This window comes from Mucilaginibacter ginkgonis (assembly GCF_009754905.2).
Taxonomy (GTDB): Bacteria; Bacteroidota; Bacteroidia; order Sphingobacteriales; family Sphingobacteriaceae; genus Mucilaginibacter; species Mucilaginibacter ginkgonis.
Genome location: NZ_CP066775.1, coordinates 328,326 through 347,218, shown reverse-complemented (window position 1 = coordinate 347,218; position 18,893 = coordinate 328,326). Strand labels below are relative to the sequence as shown.

Genomic DNA, 18,893 nt, shown 5'->3' with positions numbered 1-18,893 from the left:
AAGCAAGTCTCCCAGCTCTTAGTCGTTCGGTGTATTAGCCTGTATAATGAGGCTGATAGCTTTAAACTCGCTACGTCATTGTTACTATGTTCTCAATTGAGCAGCCGGGATATCAAGGTTCATTATAGTACTCAATTTGTTGAGTTGAAATTAGTTCAATGGTATAATTGTATAAAAAGCTTACTTATCCAAAACAACCTTTCGTCGTAACCTGTTGCGCCATATCTCCCCCATATGACGTGTTGGGATATTGTCACCTAAAAGTTTACCCCAAGGCTTGAGACCTTCTACACGATCAAAAACTATTTTGAGAATTGCAACAAAGGGTATAGATAAAAACATTCCTGGTACACCCCACAATTGATTACCTAATAATACGACCACTATCGACATCAACGCATTGATCTGGACTTTTGAAGATACAATTTTGGGTACGAATACATGGTTGTCGATAAATTGGATAACCATGTAAGCAATAATTACAGCAAGAGGGGTTCCGAAACCGTCTTTGGTGACTAATGAAATCAAAACCGGCAGCGCAATAGCAATAATACCTCCTAAATAGGGAATGAGATTTAACAGGGCACCGATGCACCCCAAAAGAATTGCATATTTCACACCCAGAATTAGCAGAGCACCTGTATTCAATACGGCGACGATCAATGTTTCCAGCATCAGGCCTACGATATAGCTTTGAATCGCGTTCTTTGTTTCTACTAGTACTTCGGACACTTGTTTAGAATTTTCTTCAGCAAAAACCTCATATAGAAAATTTAACAAAAGGGTTTTATAAAGTAGCATAAAAAATATGTAAACTGGAATGAGTACCACAATAGCGAAAAGACTTAGGACCCCATGCAAAGTTTTACCAAGCATGGCTTGACTTTTGTTCAGTCCATCTTTTATCATCTGATTTTCTTTCGACTCTGCAATACCAAATTTTAAGGTTGCCCATTCCTTCATTTGCTCAACAATAGCCAAAAGTTTTTCCTTCATAACTGGTAAAGTATCTCCAAATTGCATTATCTGCGTGGATAGGAAGTAAAGCAGACCTGCAACCACAAGCGCAACAAGTAATAATCCTAAGGTTATGGAAAGGGTTCTTGGAACCTTATGCTTTTGAAGCCAATTGCAAAATGGGTTTAACAATACCGCTAGAAAAGATGCAAAAGCGATGGGTAAAAGAATATCTGTCAGAACAGACAAGACATATATGAATAAAATAATTCCTAGTAAGGTAATTGTACTTCGGAAATAAAACGGACGATCTTTAAAGATTTCTTTCATCTTTGCTTTAGGGATTTAATCTAAATCGAAGGTGATCAAAAACAGCGAGATTAAATTCGCTTACGACAACTTTTCTTTAATAACTTCTTCGGCCTAAAAAATGATAATGGAGCGACCGAGCGTACAGTAGCAAACTGTTAGCCATTAATGAGGTACTCCACTTAACAGATATTGATTAAGAGAATTATAACATAACGGCATAGGCCATTTTCTATGGCAATTTTAGATAAACTCTTGGTTAGAGACGGCCATGTTAAATACCAAAGGACATTAAGGTTAAATAAAAAGATTTGGTGTTTTAACGGTATAAATGCACTTAAACAATTCGTACTTTCACTTAAGTATACATTTATCAGACCCCCATCTACTAAAGCCCTGGCAAAAGCCGGGGCTTGTTATATAAATGAACGGAATGAACAAAAGATTTTAGAGCTATTAGGAATAATATAATTATTCTTGCACTTGAGAACTATTGGTTGTAGATCGGGGGGTCTGAACCGTTGTTCTAATTAGTTAAAAAGTCTCGGGATCCCGGGACTTTTTAGTTCAATCAATCTTTTAGAAAGCACTTGCAACAAAGTATGAAAATTGTAGGACAATGTTTCTTTCCAAAATGTGCCCTTATACAACAAATACAGTCTACATTTAGCACAATGTTTTAAAAAGACTTTTGCTCGCCAACACGAGATCGTTCCCATAATCGTCTTTTAATTGTATCAGGTGCAAATCACGTTCTAATGCGGCTTTTATTATTGGCATTAAACTACCATCATTTTTCTCTAACAACCTGACACTTCTCTGGCTCATAGTCAATTTTCCATTACTGACATTGTCTAACCACATACGGCTTTTTTCAGATAGTGATTGTGTCTTTGCCATATACCAACATTAATAGAAATAACCGGACGCAACTATGGGATTGCATCCGGCGTTTTACCCTTAATTTGAAACTTTTAATTAAACAGTCCTGTCGCCAACCAGAAAACTCCATATTATCGCAATTACCGCGAGAACGATCAGAATGTGGATTAATCCACCAACCGAATATACGAATGCGCCAAGTATCCAGCCGATAATAAGGACAACGGCAATGATGTAAAGAATTGATCTCATGTTTAATTGTTTTAAGTGATATTGTTGTACATATGAGACACTTAAAAGTTTTATCAGCGGCGTCAAATACCATTGTACCTGAGCTATTTTTGTACTTATTCGCACTCCGCCGGATACACTAATCGTAAAATAAGAGTGGCGCCTCGACTTATGGATAATCGTTAAACAATTTGAAAATGGAAATTGGCATCTCGCTTAATGAAAAACTTTTCTCAACAAGCCTAATTTTAACTAAAATTTATGCCTTTGAAAAATCACTGTGTCGCCTGTTAAAAAAATAATACCATTTTCGGCATCGTTATATGTACGGTATATAACTTATTAATTATCATTCATTTAAAAAGAAATACCTACCTTGTATTGAGCGTTTAGCAACATAAATTATTAAGCTTTCAAATTATGGAACCGGTTAAAAACCCTACGGTCTAGAGAGGAAGTTATAAAGCAACTTGCTTAGGCGAAATGCGAAATAGCGCTGGTAGCCGCGCGCATAAAAGCTAATCTGGAAAAAACAGGTGAAAAGAAATAAATGGTTGCAAAACACTAGTAAATAACTTGCAATCATTCGAAAACGCAACCTCTACGAAGGATGCGACTGTTTGCGGTTATCCACAAAGGGAGTAGTTACTTGAGTAAAATAATAAGGTGTAATTAATATTGCCACAACTTCAGTTTAGGCAATTGATCAGTTATGTTCCGTAAATTTTACAACTTTTCTGATCTGCTCATCCAAATCAATTGCTGCTTTTTCAAGCATACCTAATATTTCCTCGTCTACTGAATTGCCGTCTCTTCTGATAATATCGATCAAGCCTAAAATAGACGCAACAGGTTTGCGATATCCGTGTGACTGGATAATTGCAATTTCCTGGAGTTTATTGTTTTGTCTCGATATTTCCTCAACATGCTGTTTAGTTTCATGTATATTCATGGCCGAATAAGAAACGGCAACAACCCGCTTATCATCATTCAGTACCGGACGTAGCGTTATCCGCCACCATGTTGCTATATCGACATAATCAATTAGCACCTCGCGAACTATTCTTTTACCTCTGAGAGCAGCATCGAATAATTTTTTGAAATGCCTGACATATCCAGGCGTAATGTAATTGATAATGTTTTTTTCATAAAGGATCTGCTTTCCCAGATATTTTTGAATAATAGCGACAGATTCTTTATTGAAATCCAGCACATTCATTTCAAGGTCCAACAATATATGCATGGAGGGAGAGCTATCGAAGTAAGCTCTTAACTTTTGAAGTACGGACTCTGTCTTTTCTTTTTGAAGTTGCAATTCAGCTGTTACAACTTTATTATATTCTTCAACCCTTTTATATTCCAGGATCTTGAAAATTTGCTTGCTTAAAGTAACAAAGGTCGTTTTCTGATAATCAGATAAGGTTTTAATCCTGGTGTCGAATAAGCAGACTGACCCAATAACTTTGCCCCGGTTATTCACCAGGGGAATGCCTGCATAAAACCTGATATGAAATTCTCCGGTAACCACATCCAGATTATTAAATCTACCGTCGAGAGTCGCATCCTGGACTTCAAGTAGCTCATCTTCCGGCTTGAGATATTGGCAAAAAGACGCGTCTGCATCATTTCCCGACATATCGGTCCCGTTTGCACAAAGAAACCATTGCTTCCGGTCACTTAATAGTGTTATAAGTGAAACAGGAGTATCGCAAATTTTGCCGATAACACATAAAAGACCATTCAACTCAGATTTAGTAATTTTGTCTATACAATTCAAGTAATCCCGATAATCCGTCTCGCCACCAAATCGTTTCTTGAAGTAATTATCCCGTCTCATACGCCTACTTATTAAATGCTACGTAACCTACACTATTGTGACAACCTTTAGGATAAACCTGAAATCTTGCTATAAAGTTTCGATAAGCACTGAATGTCAATACAATATCTTAGCAACGGGTGCTAAATTGAATGACGAAATCAGAATTATAAGATCATAATTAAATCTTGGTATTGCATGGAGAAGAGTTGCCAAATTTTCATAGATAGTTTATGAACGTTTGTATCGATAGGGGCCGATCGAGTTGTTGGCCGCGCGGTATATCGAGGATGAACGTGCCGTTTAGAGGCCAGCTCTTTGCATCCCGCATCGGGAAGCTCACGATTGAGATGAATTGTTTTGAGATGTATTGCCTTTAAAACAAAACGTCCCAAATTATATGATTGAGACGTTTTTCAAAAGTTTACTATACTATTTACGGTGAGGATATACTAACTTTTTCATAAAAAAAACACCTAAGTTAGGTGCAACATAGGATAAATATATTTTGGGTTCAACCAACTTTGCTCCATTAACAATTTTGATTATGGAAAAAGCCCTGCAAAGATTCCCAGAGCAAGGAAAAATTTTTAGAGATCAGTTAATAACTGTAGGTGACTTGCTCGATTTTAAAAATCAACTATTAGGTGATATCAAATTGCTGATAACCGACCAGCTTAGCCGAAAAGGTAAAAAATGGATTAAGGCCATTGAAGTTAGGAAACTTTTAAATATTTCCTCCGGCAAACTGCAATATCTGCGTGATAACGGCAAAATTCCCTATACAAAGTTAGGCCAGGTAACTTATTACGACGCGGACAAAATTGAAACGTTGATGGAAACTGAAACCATTATCAAACCATGATTATGGTTAAGAGAGAAGCTAAAAGAATTTCTTCTTGTATAAAAATTCCAAGGATAGGAAACTCTGCCAGTTTGTCTGAGAAACTAATTAGCGGATTTGGTTACTCAATACCTCCTTTACTTGAACATGTGACTATGTATTTTCTGGAAAAGGGAAGTTCAATATTGGAAATCGACAGGTTCTTAAGCTGTTATCAACGTACTAACTGGCACACAAAACGTGGCTATAAAATTAAGGACTGGAAGGTAGTTGCCAATGAATGGATCTACAATAACCGGCCATCAAGGTCATTAGTTTAAAGATCGTAAAGGCATTGGCAAAATGTGTGTCAAACTTATTGACGCACATACTTATGTAAATCTAGAATTATGTAATTGTTGAATTGAAGCATTACACTATTCTAGAATTATAGACCTCTTTCAATAAAGGATTATGTATTTAAATATTTACAGCATTATGCAATTACAGCATTATGTATTTACAACAATTTAGTATTACATAAAATGGGAAAGATCATCACGGTGGCTCACCAAAAAGGGGGCGTGGGAAAAAGCACATTAGCTATGAACTTAGCGGTGTGTTTTCAGGATCAGCTAAACGTCGTCTTAGTTGATACGGATTTACAGGGTAGCCTATTCCAGATTGAAAAGGAACTGCCTGGACTGACAGTTATAACTAACGATCGATTGCAGGAAATCGGAAAGTTAGATCGCGACCTGATAATAGTTGACACACCACCCTATTTGTCAAACAAACTGCCGGAACTATTCAGTCTCTCGGATTTTATCCTTATGCCTACTAAAGCAGGCTTTTTTGATGTCATGGCTATCCAATCCACTATAGCATTAGTAAAAGAAGCGCAGCTTAGAAGGCCAGAGATACAAGCTGGTATTGTTATGAATATGATTAAGCCTCGATCCGGTATAACCAAAGAAGTAGGCTGCCTTTTGAAAAGCATGGAAACCCCTGTTTTGGAAACGATGATCCACGACCGGGTAAGTATCGCAAGGTCTTCCATTACCGCCGGGGTGTTGCGCGGCAGCGATCACAAAGCCATATCCGAAATCACATCCCTGGCAGAGGAAATCGTTAATCGTATCAGTGCATAATTACATAAATACATATTTATGTAATCGTAAAAATCTCCCTTGTAACGAGGTAACAACATAAGATTTACAATGACAGATTATAAAGAGAAATTGGGTGTATTAGCGGACAAACTTAAAAAAGACACACCAAAAACGCCCATTCAGGAAGTTCACCCAATAAAGCAAACTGCCGCAGTTAAAGAGGAAGAGGTGCAGCTAAATGTCTGGATTCCAAAGCCGCTTTTAAAGCGTATGAAATCCTACGGGGTAGAATATGATACATCTTTAAAGGACATCAGCATAGATGCTTTAAGTACATTTTTGGATGCCAAATTGAAGAAGTCAACATGATGCAAAACTTGACGTACTGCTGGCAGATTTAGGAAGTCTTAAAGGACGAGATTGCCTCTTACCAGCAGTCAGCAAGATAAACGTTTGTCGGACAAACGGATCTTGCCCCTACCTTTCGAAGTCAGTCGGGGAGCAGGGTAAAAATCCTCCAGGGTCGGATTTTTAAAGACTACAAATATGGAAAATGAAGAGGAAAACAGGGAGCGCAAAGTAACTACGCGCTTTAAGCCAAACGAATTTAAAGTACTTGATACACGTTTTAAAAAAACAAGATTTTTAAAAATGAGCGAGTATATCAGGAGCGTTTTGCTTGAAAAACCAATCACGGTAAATTACCGTGATAAGACAATGGATGAAATGCTGGAGGAATTGGCATTGCTCAGAAAAGAGTTAAATGCTATCGGCAATAATCTTAACCAGGCTGTTCGTCAAATTAATAGTGCGCACGGAAATGTGGATAACCGTTTATGGTTAAATCTGCTTACCATTATTGGTAGTAAGGTCGATCCGGCTATAGTCCAGATCAAAGAATGTATGCTAACTTTTTCTAAACTATGGTCGCAAAAATTAAAACCGGGAGAAGCGTAAGTGGTGCAATAAATTATAATGAACATAAAGTAAGACAGGGTAAAGCAGAGTTGATTTCTGCACAAGGTTACCTTAAAGACCCAGCTAACTTAACGTTCACGGAAAAGCTGCAAAGATTAACTGACCTAACAAATCGGAACGAGCGGACACTCGTCAACGCAATGCACGTTTCGTTAAATTTTGCGGTGAGCGAAAATTTGGAGAAAGATTTACTGCAGCAAATTGCCGATGATTATATGGATGGTTTAGGATTTGGTAAACAGCCTTATTTAGTTTACCAGCATCGCGATGCCGGACACCCTCACCTGCATATTGTCACTACTAATATCAAACCCGACGGTAAACGTATCAGTTTTCATTTCCTCGCGAACAGAGCCTCCGAATGTGCCAGAAAACAAGTTGAAATAAATTACAACTTGGTTAAGGCAGAAGATCAGGGTAAGCAACAAAACGCATTATCTAATCCCTTAATACAAGTTGAATATGGTAAGTCAGAACTTAAAAGGTCAATCACCAACGTGGTGAATGAAATTGTAAAAGGTTACAAATTTACCAGCATTCCCGAACTCAATGCAATACTTAATCAATACAATATTACGGCTGATAGGGGTTCTAAAGATTCAAGAATGTATGAAAAAAATGGCTTGGTTTATTGGGCGCTTGATGAAAAAGGAAACAAAATGGGTGTGCCAATCAAGGCCAGCAGCATCTATGGCAAGCCAACTTTGAAGGCATTAGAAGATCGTTTTCGATTAAACGAAGTGTTGCGTAAACCTCTGAAAGAACAGGTAAAGTGGAAAATTGAAAAGGCTTTAAATGTGAGAGTTTCAAAAACCGCCTTTCAAAAAATGTTAAAAGAAGAAGGTATTCAAGTCATTTTCCGGCAAAATGAAGAAGGGCGTTTGTATGGGATAACGTTCGTAGATCATGGATCGAAGTCGGTATTCAACGGAAGTGATTTAGGCAAAAATTATAGTGCAGCCACACTAACAAACTGGTTCAAAAACAAGGAAATTCAGCAACATCAAATTGTTCCAAAAAAGGAAAAAAATGTCAAACAGGTGTTGAAATTCCCTGACAATATTTCAGGTTCATTTACACCTTCAGGCGATAGAAATTCGCTGTTAAACATACTATTTAAAGATGAACAGCAAGACATGGCCGCTATAGCAAGGCTGCAGCAAAATAAACGAAAGAAAAAAAGAAAAGGACATTCACTTTAATACGTAATCGTCATGCAAACAGGTGAAAATGAACAAGCCCTGAGAAAGATAATTGACTTTACAAGGCTTTTAAGTATTGCAGTTTTAATAGTGCATTTTTATTTAAGCTGCTATTCAGCATTCCAGGTTTTAGGTTTAAGAAGGCCTATAGTAAATCATATTTTATTACCCATTTCGAGGATGGCAATATTTGCAAAAGTGCTTCACGCAAAACTTGCCGCAATCATTCTGTTATTGGCTTCGTTACTTGGCAGTAAGGGTAAAAAAGATGAATCCATTAAGGCAAGCAGAATTTCGATTAATAGTATGGCCGGGCTGATCATGTACTTTGTTAGCACGCTATTTCTTGCCACTCACTATTCTTCCACCACCATAGCATTATTATACATTGGCGTTACATCAGCAGGGTATATGCTGATTCTTTCAGGAGTGAGTCTTCTTTTCAGAATGATTAAAATTAATTTAAACAAGGATATATTCAATGAGGAGAATGAATCTTTCCCCCAGGAAGAACGGCTATTAGAAAATGAGTATTCTGTTAACCTTCCTGCAGTTTACAATCTAAAAGGGAAAAGCCGCAAAAGCTGGATAAATATTATAAATCCATTCAGAGGAACTTTAATTGGCGGTAGCCCGGGATCTGGTAAATCTTATTTTGTAATCCGACATATTATTTCGCAGCATATTAAAAAGGGATTTTCAATGCTGATTTACGATTTTAAATACGATGATCTGTCTCGCATAGCCTATAATGCGCTTTCGAAACACAAGCATTTATATAAAGTTCAACCTACTTTTTATGTAATAAACTTCGAACGGGTTATGCATAGGTCAAATCCTTTAGAACCTCAAACCATGTCCGAAATCACAGATGCGATTGAGGCAACCCGAACTATTATGCTAGGCCTCAACCGGGAATGGATTAAAAAACAGGGAGATTTCTTCGTGGAGTCACCAATCAATTTCATTTCAGCGATAATGTGGTTTTTAAAAAAATATGAAGATGGTCGGTTTTGCACACTACCACACGTGATTGAATTTGCGCAGCTTGATTACAACATCCTATTCCATTTATTGCTTGAGGAACCTGAGGTGGAAGTCCTTATCAATCCTTTTATATCAGCCTGGAGAAATGAGGCATACGATCAATTGGAAGGTCAAATAGGAAGCGCGAAAATCAGCTTGGCACGTTTGTCGTCACCGCAGCTCTATTACGTATTAAGCGGAAATGATTTCTCACTTGATATTAATAATCCCGATGATCCTAAAATAGTTTGCCTGGCAAACAATCCGCTGAAATCTCAAATATACGGTGCGGTCTTATCCCTGTATATTAACCGGATAAATAAGCTGGTTAACCGGAAAAATCAGCAGAAATGCAGTATGGTTTTTGACGAATTTCCAACCATCTATTTCAATGGGATTGATAACCTAATTGCTACCGCGAGGTCTAATAAAGTTGCTGTTTCCTTAGCGGTTCAGGATTACAGTCAGCTTAAGAAAGATTATGGCTTGGAACAAGCTGAAGTCATTTTCAATATTACAGGTAATATTATTTTTGGACAATCAAATGGAGATTCGGCAAAACAGCTATCTGAACGCATCGGAAAAATTAATCAGGAGAAAGAAAGCATAACAATCAATAGTTCTGACACCTCTTTGAATAAATCAACTCAATTGAATTTTGCTGTACCTGCTTCCAAAATAGCCGGGTTGTCATCAGGCCAGTTTGTGGGAATGGTGGCGGACGACCCTCAAAACAAAATAAACTTTAAAGCTTTTAATTGTGAGATTCAAAATGATCATCGCGGGATTGCTGATGACGAAGCTGAATTTAAATCAATTCCTTCTGTTCGGCAGATTGATAATGAGGTGTTTGAAGCTAATTACCTTTCAATCAAGAACGACATTTTAACTATTGTTCAAAAATCAGAAGCGAGTCCAACCCCTTAATTGCATGGTATAAGAGCGCTTTGTAATTCGTGTCCCTTAGCAATCCAATGAGTTGATATAGAAACTCCAATTATTTTATAAACAAAATTGTTTATATTTGAATATGGATAACTGGATAGAAAAGTATTGGGGTATTGCGCCTGCAGCTATTCTGGACCGTACATTAAAGTTACGCAAGGTTAAGCAGGCCACGTTTGCCCGCCAGGTTGAAATGCCGGTACAAACCTTGAATGCTTTCCTTAAAGGCAAACGAAAATTGACACCCGAGGCGGCATTTAAGATCGACAATGCTCTTGGACTTGAAGAAAGCACAATGAGTGTCTTGCAAGCTATTTATGAAACAAAACTTGTCAAGAAAGATATTGTATCATTCAATCGCCCTGATATGTCCAAAATCAGGCCGGTTCTTTTCTGGGATACCGATATCCAAAAAATAGACTGGAAAGCACATCAGGGGGGAGTTATCAAGCGCGTACTTGAGAGAGGCAACCAAGATGAAAAAAATGAAATTCAAAGGTTTTATGGAAAAAAAGCTGTTCAGGATATTGACAGAAAAATGAAAACACTAAATTCTGATAGAACTGCCTACAAGCCAAATCCCTAATGCTGCACTGGGAAACCGTTTCACCTTTACTGAAGGAGATTCTGCTTAAGCTAATGAATGTAGAATTACTGAAGGACCATCGCCTGGTGGGTGGTACTGCATTGAGCCTGCATTTGGGTCATCGGATGTCAGTTGATATTGATCTTTTCATAAGCGGTGAGACATACGGGGCATTTAATTATGAAAAGCTTGAATCTTATCTAAACGAGACTTTTCCTTTTGTATCGGGTGACTTTGGGTCTCCCCCTGCTTTCGGCAAATCCTATTTGATTGGTAATAGTAATAATGATGTTGTAAAAGTCGACATTTTCTATGCAAGTGATCCTTTTTTCGACGATGCGCTCATTATCGACGATATAAGGCTTGGCTCTTTACAGCAAATTACTGCGATGAAGCTTGATATAGTTCGAAGGGTTGGAAGAAAAAAGGATTTTTGGGACTTGCATGAATTGTTGAATTTTTACTCAATCGAAGATATGCTAAGCTTTCATGCTAAAGGCTTTCAGTGGAACCACGAAAGAGACCTGATATTGAAAAATCTCATCAATTTCCACGAAGCAGACGAGGACTTTGAACCGATTTGTCTACTAGGTAAAGAATGGGCATTTGTTAAAGAGGATCTAGTAGAGGCAATCAAAAGCCGGAATAGTTAAAAAGAATTTCTGTTTCTCTATAAGTCGGAAATTTTAAATACACCTTAGAAATTGACTATAAATTTTAACGGATGAACACACCGTTAAAACACGGTATTTTTAGGGTGTTTTCATCGATAACATTAAATTAACAATGGTCGTAAAAGGTATTACTATCAACGACCCCATGAGAACATATACTGAACGCTTCTTCAGCGCTTTAGAAAACCAGCTTAATGAACTTTCCCTAAATGGAGAACCAATTGCTGATCAATACAGGATGTCGATCCTTATTTGTAAAAAAGCTATGGCGAAGCTCAAAAATTACATTTCCACTTATTCATTTAAAAATAATGAGGACGAGATCTATTTTTTCAAAGTTGTAAAACCTCAATTCTACAGCAAATACATCTACTTTGTTAGTGTGTATAAATTCATTATGCAAATGCCGCCTGGCGGTGAGGATATTTTAAAAGACTATGTCAGTTCTGAATTGGCCGATATAAAGCGATTTTTTGACCACAATCAAACTTTTTACCAATACTATCGTTCCGGAGCTTCTCAAATGGATGAGATCTACTTTACGCGTGGCGGATTTGCTGTTCAGGTAGACCTGGAAGACTTTGAAGAGGATGAAAAGTATTCTACCAGCCATGACTTCAAACTTTCCAAAATTATAGCCAATGAAAAATATCAGGATTATCTGAATCAGGAAATGCAAAAACTTGTTTATCACGAAAAGTCAGCCGTTGAAGAAATTCCTGAAATACCATTAATCTGGACGGCAGGTAAAACGGACCTCGTCGAACTAATATATGCCTTAGTGGCTCAAGGAGCATTCAACAACGGCACTGCAGATATAAAGACAGTAGTTGCCCGCCTTCAAGATGTTTTTCAAATAGATTTAGGTTCATATTACGGTAAGTATCTGGATTTAACTGCAAGGAAGAAAGAACGCGCAATTTTTTTGGAAAAATTAAAATCTGCCTTGGTAAAAAGGATTGATGATAAATTTGAAGCTGAAGGTGCGCAACAAAACTTTAATTTCTGATAATTATTTCTCTTTGATATTCAGTAACTTACAGTTGTTTAGAAAAATAAAAATACCTAAGTTAGGTTCAACTTAGGATAAACTTAAATACAACGTACCCACTTTTGCCTAACAAATCGCCGCATGTCGCGGTGAGGGTTAAGGCAAAATTATGTTAGCTTCAATATCATGGCAACACTTCCTGACTGCGTTAATAACATTAACCGGAGGTTATTATTTCTACATAGCCCTTCGCTACTATCAGTCAGAGCTTGCCGGTTTTCTAAAAGGTAAGGGTAAATCACCCTCAAAGTTTCCAATTGCCGTAGATAATTCAATTAACATTATAGGCAAGGCAAGGGAAACAGAGATGATTAGTATCGCCGATGATAAAGATATATACTACGGTGATACAATGGGGGACGATCACAATCCCGAAGTCATTTCTTCAGCAGTTCAAGAAGTTGAGAATGATGTATCAGTCAATTTTGCTAACAAACTGGAAGCTGATATAGAAAACTTAATCGAGGTTTACAAAAACAGTGATGATAAGGAGGGCTTCTTGTCCCTCATCAACGTACTGGTTAGTTCATTTAGAAGGTATGATTCAGTCACTGACTTATCTACGATTTTGGGGTGGACAGTAGAACATGCAAATGAAAAGCTTCGATTCACCATTGCTCTTAGCGAGGTTCAATAGAGTACTGAACAACATTGCTAACTCATTATTAAATCTTTCGATCATGAAAACACGAAATCAATCTCGACGTGAAAGCCGAATAGACTTTTATCGTAAAATTATTGCAACTCTCCTACTCTCTCTTTCAAGTTTATGCGTTTGGGCACAAGACGGCAATTCGGGTATCAACGCAGCAACCAGCCAGGTTAAAAGTTATTTTTCCACCGGCACGCAACTCATGTATGCTATTGGAGCTATTGTCGGACTAGTCGGCGCCATTAAAGTTTTCAAGAAATTTATAGACGGCGACCATGATACAGGCAAAGTTGCTTCAAGCTGGTTCGGCGCATGCATCTTTTTGGTAATCGTATCCACTGTACTTAAGTCATTTTTTGGTGTTTAATAAAATATATGGCGCTCTATAATATCAACAAAGGAATTAATAGGCCCATTGAGTTCAAGGGTCTCAAGGCACAATACATTGGTTATTTGGGTGCGGGGCTGGTATTATTACTAATCGTTTTTGCAGCATTATATCTATTGGGCGCACCTATGATGATATGCATACTTATCATAACCATTCTGGGTAGCCTGCTTTTTTACCATGTGTATAAGTTAAGCTACAAATACGGTCAATATGGGCTGATGAAAAAGGCGGCTAAGAAATATTTACCTGTGAGCGTAACGTTCCGCTCCCGTAAAATTTTTACATCATTAAAGAAATAATTATGTCCTCATCAATAAAAGCGGAGCAAGTATTCCCAATTTATAAGGTTGAACACAACTGCATAATATCAACTGCCGGAGATCTTACTATTGGATATCGCATGGCATTGCCTGAGATCTTCTCATTATCAAACAATGAATATTTAGCGCTTCATGAAGTGATCATTAAGGCCCTGAAAATGTTGCCGAAAAATACAGTTTTTCACAAGCAGGATTGGTTTGTTAGCGAGCAGTATAATGCAACATTTAAATCAGCAAATAATGAGGAATTGAACACTTTTCTTTCTCATGCGAGTGAAAAGCATTTTAACGAGCGTCCTTATCTTGACCACCATTGTAATATCTATCTAACTAAAAAACCAGACAGGTTTAAATCCTACACCAGCGCTGTTTCCACTTTAATGCGCAAAAAAATTACTCCTGTTCAAACGACTTGTGATGAGCTATTTAAGGATTTTTTGGATAGTGCCGGACAGTTCATTAAGGTTTTGGAAGATAGCGGTCTGGTAAGTTTAATCAGCCTAAAGGATGACGAGTTAACAGGAACCGCAACTATTCCGGGTATAGTAGAACAGTATTGCTTTCTTGTAAATGAAAATGATAACCCGGTTATTAAAGACGTACATATTCAAAATGAAATCAGGATCGGCGATAATCATTGCCAGTTATTTACTTTAAGCGACACAGAGGATTTGCCGCCCTTGTGCGGCCCAAGGATCACGTACGATAAATACAGTACAGACAAAACAAAATTTAGTACCGGCTTCGCCTCCCCTATTGGAACTTTGTTAAACTGCAACCACATTTATAATCAGTACATTTTTATTGGTGATAGCCAGCAAACGATTAAAAAACTGGAGGCTAAGAAACTACGCTTGCAATCATTGTCCGCTTACTCCCGCGAAAATTCAATCAGCCGCGATGCGACTCATGATTTTTTAAATGAGGCGATCAGCCAGCAGCGCCTGCCCGTTAAAGCTCATTTCAACGTATTTGCCTGGACAGATGATCATGCAGCCTTAAAGGATTTAAAAAATAGGGTTTCGTCTTCGCTTGCTCAGATGGACGCGCAGCCAAAACAAGAAACTGACGGTGCGCCACAGATCTGGTGGGCAGGTTTACCCGGAAATGCTGGATCATTTCCCATGAATGATACGTTCGATACATTTATTGAGCAGGCGACATGCTTTCTAAACCTGGAAACTAATTATCGTTCCAGCATCAGCTCCTGTGGGTTACGTTTAGGCGACAGGCTTTCTGGTAAACCTGTTCACGTGGATATAAGTGACGAACCGATGAGCAAAGGGATCACCACAAACCGCAACAAATTTATTTTAGGACCATCCGGGAGTGGTAAGTCATTCTTCACCAACCATTTGCTTCGAAGTTATTTTGAACAAGGCGCACATATTGTTTTAGTAGACGTAGGTCATAGTTATCAGGGATTGTGCGATTTGGTTGGTGGCTATTATTTTACTTATACGGAGGATAAGCCCATTAGCTTTAATCCATTTTTTATAGCTGATGGCGACACCCTGGATACTGAAAAGAAGGAGAGCATTAAAGCCATGATCCTGGCATTATGGAAGAAAGAAGATGAGGGCGTTCAGCGTTCGGAATATGTAGCAATTTCTGATGCCCTGTATCATTATTATAAAAAGCTTAAAGCACAACCAGAAATATTTCCATGTTTTGATAGCTTCTATGAGTTTTTGAGTGTCGATTTCTACGAAAGTATGAAGCAGTCAAAAGTCAAGGATATCCGGTTTGATATTGATAACATGCTGTTTGTACTAAAACCATACTATAAAGGTGGCGAATATGGCTACCTGTTGAATGCTAAAGAAAATCTTGACCTTTTACAGCGCCGGTTTATTGTCTTTGAATTAGATAATATCAAAGATCACCCAATCCTATTTCCAGTCGTAACGCTTATCGTTATGGAAACCTTTGTATCCAAAATGCGAAAGCTTCCTAAGAACGTTCGTAAAATGATCTTGATCGAAGAAGCCTGGAAAGCAATCGCCCGTGAAGGAATGGCCGAATACATAAAATACCTGTTCAAAACAGTTCGCAAATATTTCGGGGAAGCTTTAGTAGTTACCCAGGATATTGAAGATATTATCAGTTCACCGGTTGTTAAACAGGCGATCATTAATAATAGCGACTGCAAGATTTTGCTAGACCAAAGGAAGTATCAAAACGACTTTCCAAAAATTCAACAGCTATTGGGTATTACCGATAAAGAGACGGCACTCATTATGAGTATGAACCGTAACAATGATGAAAACCATAAATACAAAGAGGTATTCATCAGTTTGAACGGCCAGCTTTCGAAAGTCTATCGGACAGAGGTTAGCCGGGAAGAATACTGGACCTATACAACAGAATCTTCTGAAAAGGCTAAAGTAAATGCCTATACTCAAAAATTAGGTGGTGTAAAGCAGGCCATCGCGGCAATTGTTAAAGAAGAATTAGAAAACGCAGCTTAATTACAAACTATGATAAAGTCCCTAGTCCTATTAGATTTATTATTGATGATAGTTCTTATTAGTTGCTCCACAAATAATGAACAACTCATTACAGGATCCTACGCCATTTATGAAAAAAGTGAATACAGTATTGCATACGATACCTTAATTATTACCAAACTAGATAACATCAATTCCTTTCAAATTGAGGAAAGGATTGGTTATCAACGTATTATTAATAATATGTTGAAAGGAAAGCAATATAGAGTTCAGAAATGGCAAGGTACATGGAATCCTAACACTCGCTTACTTGCAGAATCCGCGTATGGTAGACAGCTTTACATCAACTCGAACAATAATAGTATCCGAATAAAAAACTCAGAATTTATTCGATTTAAATAATTGCACTCATCTAATATTTCAAGAATTATTCGCATTTGCGAATGATACGGGGAGGTTTTATGCAAAAATTAAGGCTAAAGTTAACTGCATCAATGCTTGGAATAACACTTTTCCTCGTGGGCCAAAGTGTTAGAGCTCAATTTATAATTGGTGACGTAATCAACATGACAGTTACAAAAGTGATAAAAGCCATTGATCTGAAAGTGCAGCGAATGCAAAACAAAACGATCTGGCTGCAGAATGCACAGAAGGCTATTGAGAATCAAATGTCCCAGTTAAAGCTAACGGAAATCTCAGGATGGTCAGATCAGCAAAAGAGCTTGTTCAGCAATTATTATTCAGAATTATGGAAAATCAAAGCAGTTATTTCTAATTACCAGCGTATCAAAGATATCACGCTTAAACAACTGGCATTAGTGAATGAATACAAAAGGGCCTGGAGTTTATTCAGACAAGACGCACACTTTAATGCCAATGAGCTGAATTATATGCAGCAAGTCTACACCGGTATTCTGGATGCAAGCGTCAAAAATCTAGATGAGATCATGTTAGTGGTAAGCCCGATGAAAACCCAAATGACTGATGAGCAGCGACTGGAGCTGATAAATAAAGCCAGTGATCGTCTGGACGAAAATTACGATGACTTGCACCAGTTCAATAACCAAGGAGTACGGTTGAGTTTGGCGCGAAGTAAAGATTTAAACGATACGAAATCAATTAAAAAGCTTTATGGAATCAATTGATCTAATATCATTAAAGGCTGCAAAGATCCGCAAAAGGAGTAAAAAATTACTTGCTTTTACAGTAATGACATTAGCAGCCTCTGCAATTGCTGCAAATGCGAAAGCACAAACTTTTGCAGAATGGTTTCAGCAAAAAAGTACACAAAAAAAATATTTGGCACAACAGATCGCTGCGCTGGAAATGTACGCTGCATATTACCGCGTGGGAAATAATATCGCCCATAATGGCCTGGGATCAATAACGAATGCTCTTATAGAAGAAAACGGGTTGCATGCTAACTATTACAATAATTTAAGTCACGTTAACGCATCAGTTAAGAACAACACTCAGGTTAAGGACATCGTGCAATGGCAACAGGATATTCTTCGCCGTATGTTCAATATTGAAAAGTCGGCCGGGCTGATCGGCGGAGAAAAGAAATATATATCAAATGTCAAATCAGCTTTACTAAATGATTGTGATCAGCAGATTTATGAATTGCAAATAATTGTTTCAGACAGCAAGCTAAAAATGAGTGACCAGGAACGACTGAAGCATATTGACATAATTCATTCTGCAATGGAAAACAACTATCGTTTCGCATCAACATTTTCAGAACAGTTGAAAGGCATTCTGGCCAACCGGAAAAGTGAATCCAATAGTTTAGCCACGGAAAAGAAATTGCTTGGCATCCAATAATCCTTCAGACATGAAAAATCATATCAAATACCCATTTATTGCAGTTGCATTTTTCTTATGTATAGGAATTAGTCAACCTGCCAAAGCACAGGTTCAAGAGTTGCAGCAGTTGATTTTAAATATTGAAAAACTTACCCAGCTAAAGGGCATTTTTCGTGACATGCAAACGGGGTATCAGATCTATCAGCAAGGGTATGGCAATATCTCCCAATTATCCAAGTGTAACTTCGACCTGCATAGTGTTTACCTGAATGGTTTGATGGCTGTCAATCCAATGGTCAGGAATTATGGGAGAGTTGCTGAAATTATTTCGCAACAAGTAAGCCTGATAACCGAGTACAAAAGTAATTACAATAGGTTTAGGCAAAGCCGATTGTTTAGTACCGACGAGCTAACTTACATGGGTAATGTTTATTCAGACCTGGTTAAAGGAAGCCTGCAAAATCTGGATGAATTAAGTAATATACTAACTGCCGGAAAGCTGAGGATGTCCGACGATGAACGGCTAAGAGCCATCGACCGGATTTATGCAAGCAGTTCCGACAAACTCCAATTTCTACGGCAATTCAACCGGCAAGGCATACTATTGAGTATTCAGCGAACGAAAGACGCTGCTGAAACGCGAACGCTAAAACAACTGAACGGCGTAAATAACTAAATACAA

General features: G+C 37.8%; 21 protein-coding genes. 17 read left to right on the top strand and 4 right to left on the bottom strand.

What is annotated here, in order from left to right; all coding sequences use genetic code 11:
• Positions 1-180: 180 nt before the first annotated feature.
• The 4 genes from GO620_RS01615 to GO620_RS01600 form a co-directional block, all read right to left on the bottom strand.
• Entirely contained in the window at positions 181-1,287 is a 1,107-nt protein-coding gene (locus GO620_RS01615) for an AI-2E family transporter (protein WP_157522877.1), read from the bottom strand.
• A gap of 645 nt (positions 1,288-1,932) precedes the next feature.
• Complete coding sequence (locus GO620_RS01610; protein WP_157522880.1) at positions 1,933-2,166, bottom strand: hypothetical protein; 234 nt, start codon at positions 2,164-2,166, stop codon at positions 1,933-1,935.
• A gap of 78 nt (positions 2,167-2,244) precedes the next feature.
• Positions 2,245-2,400 (bottom strand): lmo0937 family membrane protein, encoded by a 156-nt coding sequence (locus GO620_RS01605; RefSeq protein ID WP_157522883.1) that lies wholly within the window; start codon positions 2,398-2,400, stop codon positions 2,245-2,247.
• A 685-nt stretch (positions 2,401-3,085) separates the two neighbouring features.
• Positions 3,086-4,216, bottom strand: coding sequence for a GAF domain-containing protein (locus GO620_RS01600; RefSeq protein ID WP_157522886.1), 1,131 nt, complete (start codon positions 4,214-4,216; stop codon positions 3,086-3,088).
• 526 nt (positions 4,217-4,742) lie between these two features.
• Between GO620_RS01600 and GO620_RS01595 the strand changes: the two genes are divergently transcribed.
• The 17 genes from GO620_RS01595 to GO620_RS01515 all read left to right on the top strand — a co-directional run bounded on the left by GO620_RS01595 (position 4,743) and on the right by GO620_RS01515 (position 18,887).
• Positions 4,743-5,060 carry a helix-turn-helix domain-containing protein gene (locus tag GO620_RS01595; RefSeq protein WP_157522889.1) on the top strand — a complete coding sequence of 106 codons (318 nt, stop codon included), beginning with the start codon at positions 4,743-4,745 and terminating at the stop codon, positions 5,058-5,060.
• A 2-nt stretch (positions 5,061-5,062) separates the two neighbouring features.
• Positions 5,063-5,359 carry a hypothetical protein gene (locus tag GO620_RS01590; protein ID WP_200230517.1) on the top strand — a complete coding sequence of 99 codons (297 nt, stop codon included), beginning with the start codon at positions 5,063-5,065 and terminating at the stop codon, positions 5,357-5,359.
• 204 nt (positions 5,360-5,563) lie between these two features.
• A complete protein-coding gene (locus GO620_RS01585; protein ID WP_157522892.1) occupies positions 5,564-6,169 on the top strand; it encodes a ParA family protein in 606 nt (201 codons plus the stop codon).
• 69 nt (positions 6,170-6,238) lie between these two features.
• The gene (locus GO620_RS01580) at positions 6,239-6,499 is read left to right on the top strand and encodes a hypothetical protein (protein WP_157522895.1); all 261 of its coding nucleotides are present in this window, start codon (positions 6,239-6,241) and stop codon (positions 6,497-6,499) included.
• Between the two features lie 177 nt (positions 6,500-6,676).
• Positions 6,677-7,087, top strand: coding sequence for a plasmid mobilization protein (locus tag GO620_RS01575; RefSeq protein WP_157522899.1), 411 nt, complete (start codon positions 6,677-6,679; stop codon positions 7,085-7,087).
• Positions 7,054-8,310, top strand: a complete 1,257-nt coding sequence (locus GO620_RS01570; protein WP_157522902.1) for a relaxase/mobilization nuclease domain-containing protein — start codon at positions 7,054-7,056, stop codon at positions 8,308-8,310. The genes GO620_RS01575 and GO620_RS01570 overlap by 34 nt, the downstream gene beginning before the upstream one ends.
• Before the next feature lie 12 nt (positions 8,311-8,322).
• Positions 8,323-10,263: a conjugal transfer protein MobC gene (gene mobC / locus GO620_RS01565; RefSeq protein WP_157522905.1), complete on the top strand. Its 1,941-nt coding sequence runs from the start codon at positions 8,323-8,325 to the stop codon at positions 10,261-10,263.
• A gap of 103 nt (positions 10,264-10,366) precedes the next feature.
• Complete coding sequence (locus GO620_RS01560) at positions 10,367-10,867, top strand: helix-turn-helix transcriptional regulator (protein ID WP_157522908.1); 501 nt, start codon at positions 10,367-10,369, stop codon at positions 10,865-10,867.
• A complete protein-coding gene (locus GO620_RS01555) occupies positions 10,867-11,520 on the top strand; it encodes a nucleotidyl transferase AbiEii/AbiGii toxin family protein (RefSeq protein ID WP_157522911.1) in 654 nt (217 codons plus the stop codon). Before GO620_RS01560 ends, GO620_RS01555 begins: the two co-directional genes overlap by 1 nt.
• A gap of 133 nt (positions 11,521-11,653) precedes the next feature.
• Complete coding sequence (locus GO620_RS01550) at positions 11,654-12,550, top strand: RteC domain-containing protein (RefSeq protein ID WP_157522914.1); 897 nt, start codon at positions 11,654-11,656, stop codon at positions 12,548-12,550.
• 151 nt (positions 12,551-12,701) lie between these two features.
• Positions 12,702-13,229: a hypothetical protein gene (locus GO620_RS01545; RefSeq protein WP_157522917.1), complete on the top strand. Its 528-nt coding sequence runs from the start codon at positions 12,702-12,704 to the stop codon at positions 13,227-13,229.
• A gap of 43 nt (positions 13,230-13,272) precedes the next feature.
• On the top strand, positions 13,273-13,611 hold the full coding sequence (locus tag GO620_RS01540; RefSeq protein WP_157522921.1) for a DUF4134 domain-containing protein: 339 nt from the start codon (positions 13,273-13,275) through the stop codon (positions 13,609-13,611).
• Positions 13,612-13,619: 8 nt separating this feature from the next.
• Entirely contained in the window at positions 13,620-13,934 is a 315-nt protein-coding gene (locus GO620_RS01535; protein ID WP_157522927.1) for a DUF4133 domain-containing protein, read from the top strand.
• A gap of 2 nt (positions 13,935-13,936) precedes the next feature.
• Entirely contained in the window at positions 13,937-16,426 is a 2,490-nt protein-coding gene (locus GO620_RS01530; RefSeq protein WP_157522930.1) for a TraG family conjugative transposon ATPase, read from the top strand.
• Positions 16,427-16,866: 440 nt separating this feature from the next.
• The gene (locus GO620_RS01525; RefSeq protein WP_157522933.1) at positions 16,867-17,550 is read left to right on the top strand and encodes a conjugal transfer protein TraI; all 684 of its coding nucleotides are present in this window, start codon (positions 16,867-16,869) and stop codon (positions 17,548-17,550) included.
• Positions 17,537-18,229: a hypothetical protein gene (locus GO620_RS01520; RefSeq protein WP_157522936.1), complete on the top strand. Its 693-nt coding sequence runs from the start codon at positions 17,537-17,539 to the stop codon at positions 18,227-18,229. Before GO620_RS01525 ends, GO620_RS01520 begins: the two co-directional genes overlap by 14 nt.
• A gap of 10 nt (positions 18,230-18,239) precedes the next feature.
• Complete coding sequence (locus GO620_RS01515) at positions 18,240-18,887, top strand: TerB family tellurite resistance protein (RefSeq protein ID WP_157522938.1); 648 nt, start codon at positions 18,240-18,242, stop codon at positions 18,885-18,887.
• Positions 18,888-18,893: the final 6 nt, after the last annotated feature.

Coding starts and splice junctions, on each gene's coding strand:
- GO620_RS01530 (WP_157522930.1), top strand. CDS start 13,937: ATGTCCTCATCAATAAAAGCGGAGCAAGTATTCCCAATTTATAAGGTT.
- GO620_RS01595 (WP_157522889.1), top strand. CDS start 4,743: ATGGAAAAAGCCCTGCAAAGATTCCCAGAGCAAGGAAAAATTTTTAGA.
- GO620_RS01520 (WP_157522936.1), top strand. CDS start 17,537: ATGGAATCAATTGATCTAATATCATTAAAGGCTGCAAAGATCCGCAAA.
- GO620_RS01540 (WP_157522921.1), top strand. CDS start 13,273: ATGAAAACACGAAATCAATCTCGACGTGAAAGCCGAATAGACTTTTAT.
- GO620_RS01600 (WP_157522886.1), bottom strand. CDS start 4,216: ATGAGACGGGATAATTACTTCAAGAAACGATTTGGTGGCGAGACGGAT.
- GO620_RS01605 (WP_157522883.1), bottom strand. CDS start 2,400: ATGAGATCAATTCTTTACATCATTGCCGTTGTCCTTATTATCGGCTGG.
- GO620_RS01555 (WP_157522911.1), top strand. CDS start 10,867: ATGCTGCACTGGGAAACCGTTTCACCTTTACTGAAGGAGATTCTGCTT.
- GO620_RS01615 (WP_157522877.1), bottom strand. CDS start 1,287: ATGAAAGAAATCTTTAAAGATCGTCCGTTTTATTTCCGAAGTACAATT.
- GO620_RS01535 (WP_157522927.1), top strand. CDS start 13,620: ATGGCGCTCTATAATATCAACAAAGGAATTAATAGGCCCATTGAGTTC.
- mobC (WP_157522905.1), top strand. CDS start 8,323: ATGCAAACAGGTGAAAATGAACAAGCCCTGAGAAAGATAATTGACTTT.
- GO620_RS01550 (WP_157522914.1), top strand. CDS start 11,654: ATGGTCGTAAAAGGTATTACTATCAACGACCCCATGAGAACATATACT.
- GO620_RS01590 (WP_200230517.1), top strand. CDS start 5,063: ATGGTTAAGAGAGAAGCTAAAAGAATTTCTTCTTGTATAAAAATTCCA.
- GO620_RS01585 (WP_157522892.1), top strand. CDS start 5,564: ATGGGAAAGATCATCACGGTGGCTCACCAAAAAGGGGGCGTGGGAAAA.
- GO620_RS01580 (WP_157522895.1), top strand. CDS start 6,239: ATGACAGATTATAAAGAGAAATTGGGTGTATTAGCGGACAAACTTAAA.
- GO620_RS01515 (WP_157522938.1), top strand. CDS start 18,240: ATGAAAAATCATATCAAATACCCATTTATTGCAGTTGCATTTTTCTTA.
- GO620_RS01545 (WP_157522917.1), top strand. CDS start 12,702: ATGTTAGCTTCAATATCATGGCAACACTTCCTGACTGCGTTAATAACA.
- GO620_RS01610 (WP_157522880.1), bottom strand. CDS start 2,166: ATGGCAAAGACACAATCACTATCTGAAAAAAGCCGTATGTGGTTAGAC.
- GO620_RS01560 (WP_157522908.1), top strand. CDS start 10,367: ATGGATAACTGGATAGAAAAGTATTGGGGTATTGCGCCTGCAGCTATT.
- GO620_RS01570 (WP_157522902.1), top strand. CDS start 7,054: ATGGTCGCAAAAATTAAAACCGGGAGAAGCGTAAGTGGTGCAATAAAT.
- GO620_RS01525 (WP_157522933.1), top strand. CDS start 16,867: ATGCAAAAATTAAGGCTAAAGTTAACTGCATCAATGCTTGGAATAACA.
- GO620_RS01575 (WP_157522899.1), top strand. CDS start 6,677: ATGGAAAATGAAGAGGAAAACAGGGAGCGCAAAGTAACTACGCGCTTT.